This window comes from Streptomyces sp. FH025 (assembly GCF_017427025.1).
Lineage (GTDB): Bacteria > Actinomycetota > Actinomycetes > Streptomycetales > Streptomycetaceae > Kitasatospora.
Genome location: NZ_JAFLNG010000541.1, coordinates 1 through 5,406, shown reverse-complemented (window position 1 = coordinate 5,406; position 5,406 = coordinate 1). Strand labels below are relative to the sequence as shown.

Genomic DNA, 5,406 nt, shown 5'->3' with positions numbered 1-5,406 from the left:
GTCGGGACTGGAGGGGAAGGAAACACGGCGTTGTCGACAAGTGGACGGCCGGTGGCGATGTTTCGCCAGTGTCCAGAGTTCGCCACTGACATTTCCGGCGCAGTACCGGTCGGTTCCGAACGGGCTCAACCGCCTCTGATCGGGGAAAAAGAGACGGGCCTGGCTCGATTCCCGCTGTGAATTTTACTTTCTGATGGTCATTTTTACTTTCTGATGGGGATATCCCCCCTTGTCGTGGTCGTGTCGGATGCGCTGGAATTCGTCCGCTGTCGGGACGCGGTCCGGAGCAACCACGCGTCCGACCAGGATCCGGGTAGGCTGAGCCGCGCAACCTGACGTCGCATCAGACGAAAGGATGTCCATGATCGGCTGGCGGAAAACCCAGCTCGCAGCTGCCGTCACGGTCACCGCCGCGTCCATGGTCCTGAGCTTCGGGACCAGCGCGAACGCCACTCCGCTCCAGGATCCGCAGAACACCCCTGCGGCGTCCGCGGACGGAGCTCCGGCACCGGTGATCGTGATTCTGAAGGACCAGATAGCGGACACCCCGGCCGACCACGGCCACGTGGGTGCCCGCCAGCAGAAAACCGCCAATTCGCAGGCGCCGCTGCTGAACAGGGTCAAGGCCGACGGCGGCACCAACATCAAGAGTTTCGTGGTCGGCAACGCCTTCTCGGCCACGGTCAGCCCGGCGCTGCGCGCCTCGCTCCAGGCCGACCCGGCGGTCGCCGCCGTGGTGGCGGACAGTCAGGTCCAGGTCGCCCCGGTGGCCGCGGGCAAGGCGAAGAAGGACGACGCCACCGGCGCCAAGGCCGCCAAGTCCGACGCAGCCCCGCAGGCCGTTACGGGCAGCAACGGCAGCCAGGGCTCCACGGAGAACGCGACCAACACGGTCTGCCCCTCCGACCCGTCCAAGCCGCTGCTGGAGCCCGAGGGCCTCTACTCGGTGCACGCCGTGGGCCTGAACGGCCAGCCCGGCGCGGCCGACCTGGCCACCGGCAAGGGCGTCAAGGTCGCCTACATCGCCGACGCGCTCGACCCGAACAACCCGGACTTCATCCGGGCCGACGGGTCGCACGCCGTGGTCGACCACCAGGACTTCGCGGGTGACGGCTGGGACGCGCCGAGCGGCGCGGCCGAGGCCTTCGGCGACGCCTCGGCGGTCATCGCCCAGGGCCGCCAGACCTACGACGTCTCGCAGTTCGTCAACGCCTCGCACCCGCTGCCGGCCGGCTGCAACATCCGCATCCGCGGCCTCGCCCCGGACGCCGACCTGGTCGCGCTGAAGGCCGGCGGCGAGATGATGTCCAACTCGTCCATCCTGCAGTCGATCGACTACGCGGTGCGGGTCGCCCACGTGGACGTGCTGAACGAGTCCTTCGGCAGCAACATCACCCCGGACAGCGGCGCCCACGACACCATCTCGCTCTTCAACGAGCAGGCCGTCAAGGCCGGTGTCACCGTCGCCGTCTCCACCGGTGACGCGGGTCTGTCGGGCACCATCGGCACCCCGGCCACCGACCCGAGCGTGATCGCGGTCGGCGCCTCGACCGACAACCAGAACTACCAGCAGACCGGTTACGCGGCCTCCCAGTTCTCCAACAAGACCTGGAGCAACAGCCGCATCTCCGCGCTGTCCTCGGGCGGCTTCACCCAGGCCGGCCGGACGCTCGACCTGGTCGCGCCCGGTGAGTCGGACTGGGCCCTGTGCACGCCCGACACCACCAAGTACACCGAGTGCACCAACTACAACGGCAAGGGCTCGGCGATCCAGCCCTTCGGCGGCACCAGCCAGGCCGCGCCGTTCGTCACCGGTGCCGCGGCCCTGGTCATCCAGGCCTACCGCGACACCCACGGCGGCGACTCGCCGTCCCCGGCCCTGGTGAAGAAGTTCATCACCGGCACCGCCTCCGACCTCGGCCTGCCGGCCGAGGAGCAGGGCGCGGGCCTGCTGAACGTCCGGGCCGCCGTCGAGGCCGCCCGCGGCTACGACGACGGCGACGGCACCGACGGCGCCAACACCGTCGTGGTCAACACCGGCCAGCTGGACATCGCCGGCAACCCGGGCTCGACCCACACGGCGCAGGTGTCCGTCACCAACACCAGCGACACCGCCCAGACGGTCAGCGGCGCGACCCGCACCTTCGCGGCGCAGTCGAGCGACCAGCGGACCGTCGCGCTGGACTCGGCCTCCAAGGACACCTTCAAGTACGCCACCAACGGCAAGGACTGGGTCCAGAAGCAGGTCAAGTTCACCGTCCCGGCCGGTGCCGACCGCCTCGCGGCGTCGATCGCCTGGCAGGGTGCGGCCAACCCGGTCGTCAACGGCCCCGTGGTCCGCATGACGCTGCTCGACCCGTCGGGCCGCTTCGAGACCAACACCCGCCCGCAGGGCGGCGCCACCCCGGCCAACTACGGCCTGGTGGACGTCCCGCACCCGGTGGCCGGCGAGTGGACCGCCGTCCTGTACACCCCGGCGGGCACGGCCGGCTACACCGGCGCGGTCCAGCTGGGCACCTCCACCCAGCGCGCGGTTCCGGCCGGCGCGGTGAGCCCGAGCACCGTCAGCCTGCAGCCGGGTGAGACCAAGAACCTCAAGGTCCAGCTCACCACCCCGGCCACCAGCGGCGACTCCAGCGCGGCCGTCACCGTGTCCAGCTCGAACGGCAGCACCACCAGCGTGCCGGTCGTGCTGCGCAGCCTCGTCCCGGTCACCGACGGCAAGGGCACCTTCACCGGCACCATCACCGGTGGCAACGCCCGCAACGTCTCGCCGACGCAGAGCTTCGCGTACGGCTTCGACGTGCCGAAGGGCCAGAAGGACCTGCGGGTCGGCGTCACCGTCGCCAAGGACCCGAAGCTGCTCATGCAGGGCGCGCTGATCAGCCCGAACGGCACCCCGATCGACATCGAGGGCAACGGGCTGTTCGACGCCCAGGGCAACCTGACGGGCAGCTCGGCCGGCGTCTCGGCCACCGCCGTCAACCCGGCCGAGGGACACTGGCGGTTCGTCCTGAACGTGCTCGGCTCGGTCAGCGGGCAGCAGCTCGCCCAGGACTTCACCGGCACCATCGCGCTCAACCAGAACCAGGCCACCGCGGCCGGCCTGCCGAACGACGCGAACACCAAGCTGGCGGCCGGCAAGCCGGTCACCGTCCAGGTGAACTACACCAACAACACGGTCGCCACCCAGCGGATCGCCGCCGAGGGCCGACTGGACAAGCGCGTGGACGTGCCGCTGGTGCCGCAGGGCGCCTCGGCGACGGTCAGCCTGCCGCTGAGCCTCAGCTCCACCGTGCCGTCCTTCCTGGTGCCCCCGGGCACCGACCAGCTGAAGGCCGTGGCGGCGTCCTCGACGCCGGCGCAGGTCGAGATCAGCGCCACCACCGGCTCGCCGGACCTGTTCGGTGACCTGAAGAAGGCCCAGGACGGCTCGACCATCTCGGTCGTGACCGACAACGGCAGCGCCGCGCAGCCGATCGTCCCCGGCGCCTGGGGCACCTTCGTCCAGCAGATCGGCCCGTTCACCAACGCGGTCGCGCCGACCGGCACCTCCACCATCACGGCCACCGCGCACACCCAGGCGTTCGACCCGGCGCTGGCCTCCAGCACCGGTGACCCGTTCGCCGCCGCCGTGAACGCCTCCGCCCCGGCCGCCACCCCGGTGACCGTCGCGCCGGGCGCCACCGGCTCGCTGCAAGTGACCGTGACCCCGACCGGCCCGAAGGGCAGCACGGTCAAGGGTGTTCTGTACCTGGTGTCCGGCCCGACCTCGGTGCCGACCGCCAACAACAGCCTGAGCACCACCGGTTCGGTGCTCGCGGCGATCCCGTACAGCTACACGGTGAACTGACGCTCGATCAGCTCAGCGTGACAGTCCGAGGCCGAGGCCGTCCCGGAACTCCGGGGCGGCCTCGGCCGCTTGCGTTGGGTTGGTGCACGGATTGGGGGAATTCGGCGGGATTGCGGCCTCGGTGGGTGGGGTAGAGGCTGTACGAACTCTGATCGAACGTACCCAACCTACCGCACCGGGAGTTGAGTTGAACGACGCGATCAAGCACACCCACGTCGAGGTGAACGGCGTACGGTTACACCTGGCGGAGCAGGGCGAGGGGCCGTTGCTCCTCCTGCTGCACGGCTTCCCGGAGAGCTGGTACTCCTGGCGGCACCAGTTCGCGCCGCTCGCCGAGGCCGGGTACCGGGTGGTGGCCCCCGACCAGCGCGGGTACGCCCGCAGCTCCCGGCCGGAGAGCGTGGACGCGTACAGCCTGCTGCACCTGGTCGGCGACGTGACGGCGCTGATCAGGGCGCTGGGCGAGGAGCGGGCGGTGCTGGTCGGGCACGACTGGGGTGCGCTGGTCGCCTGGGCCACGGCGGCGCTGCGGCCGGACGTGGTGCGCGGGGTCGCGGCGTTGGGCGTGCCGCCGTCCACGGCCGGTCCGGTGCCGGTGTCGGTGTCGCGGGAGAAGTTCGGGGACGGCTTCTTCCAGGTCTACTTCCAGGAGCCCGGCCGGGCCGACGCCGAGCTGGCGGCCGACCCGAGGAGCACCTTCCGTCGCGTCCTCGGCGGTGGGGCGCCCGACGGCGAGCCGCAACCGTGGGTGGTCCCCGAGGGCCTCGGCCTGCTGGACACCGTCCCGGAGCCCGAGCGGCTTCCGAGCTGGCTCGCCGAGAAGGACGTCGAGGCCTTCGTGGCCGACTACGCCCCGCACGGTGAGCGGGCCTTCACCGGTGCGCTGAACTGGTACCGCAACATCGACCGGAACTACGAGTTGATGGCGGCGTTCGCCGACCGGCGGATCGAGGCCCCCGTGCTGTACGTGGTGGGCGAGCAGGACCTGATCAACGTGATGATCACGCGCGACGCGCAGGAGAGCCGGCTGAAGGAGCTGACGCCCCGGCTGCACCGGCACGTCCGGCTGCCGGGGACGGGCCACTGGACGCAGCAGGAGCGCCCGGCGGAGGTGACGGAGGCGCTGCTGGACTTCCTGAAGCACCTCGACGGCGAGGCCGTCCGGGCCGGGACGTAGCGGGGAGGGGCCGGGGCCGCGCCGGAATCCTCGGGGCGGCCCCCGGAGCCGGAATTCACCGGGGTCTCCGAGGTGTTGAGTTGACAGGGGGCCAGGTGGGCCCAATGCGAAAAGACGGAGCGGAAGTTGAACGACGCGATCAAGCACGGCCACGTCGAGGTGAACGGCGTCCGGTTGCACGTGGCGGAGCAGGGTGAGGGGCCGTTGGTCCTGCTGCTGCACGGTTTTCCGGAGAGTTGGTACTCGTGGCGGCACCAGTTCGCGCCGCTCGCGGAGGCCGGATACCGGGTGGTCGCCCCCGACCAGCGGGGGTACGCGCGCAGTTCGCAGCCGGAGAGCGTGGACCAGTACACGCTGCTGCACCTCGTGGGTGATG

Annotated in this window: 4 protein-coding genes; 3 read left to right on the top strand and 1 reads right to left on the bottom strand. The window is 70.8% G+C overall.

Going from position 1 to position 5,406, the window contains the following annotated elements; translation table 11 throughout:
* Window positions 1-183: 183 nt before the first annotated feature.
* Window positions 184-453, bottom strand: a complete 270-nt coding sequence (locus J0670_RS28890; protein ID WP_207814636.1) for a hypothetical protein — start codon at window positions 451-453, stop codon at window positions 184-186.
* 58 nt (window positions 454-511) lie between these two features.
* Between J0670_RS28890 and J0670_RS28885 the strand changes: the two genes are divergently transcribed.
* The 3 genes from J0670_RS28885 to J0670_RS28875 form a co-directional block, all read left to right on the top strand.
* Window positions 512-3,853: a S8 family serine peptidase gene (locus J0670_RS28885; protein WP_307806742.1), complete on the top strand. Its 3,342-nt coding sequence runs from the start codon at window positions 512-514 to the stop codon at window positions 3,851-3,853.
* Between the two features lie 187 nt (window positions 3,854-4,040).
* Entirely contained in the window at window positions 4,041-5,030 is a 990-nt protein-coding gene (locus J0670_RS28880; protein WP_207814634.1) for an alpha/beta fold hydrolase, read from the top strand.
* A 126-nt stretch (window positions 5,031-5,156) separates the two neighbouring features.
* Window positions 5,157-5,406: alpha/beta fold hydrolase (locus J0670_RS28875; protein WP_207814633.1), on the top strand; the 250-nt coding region annotated here is incomplete at its 3' end.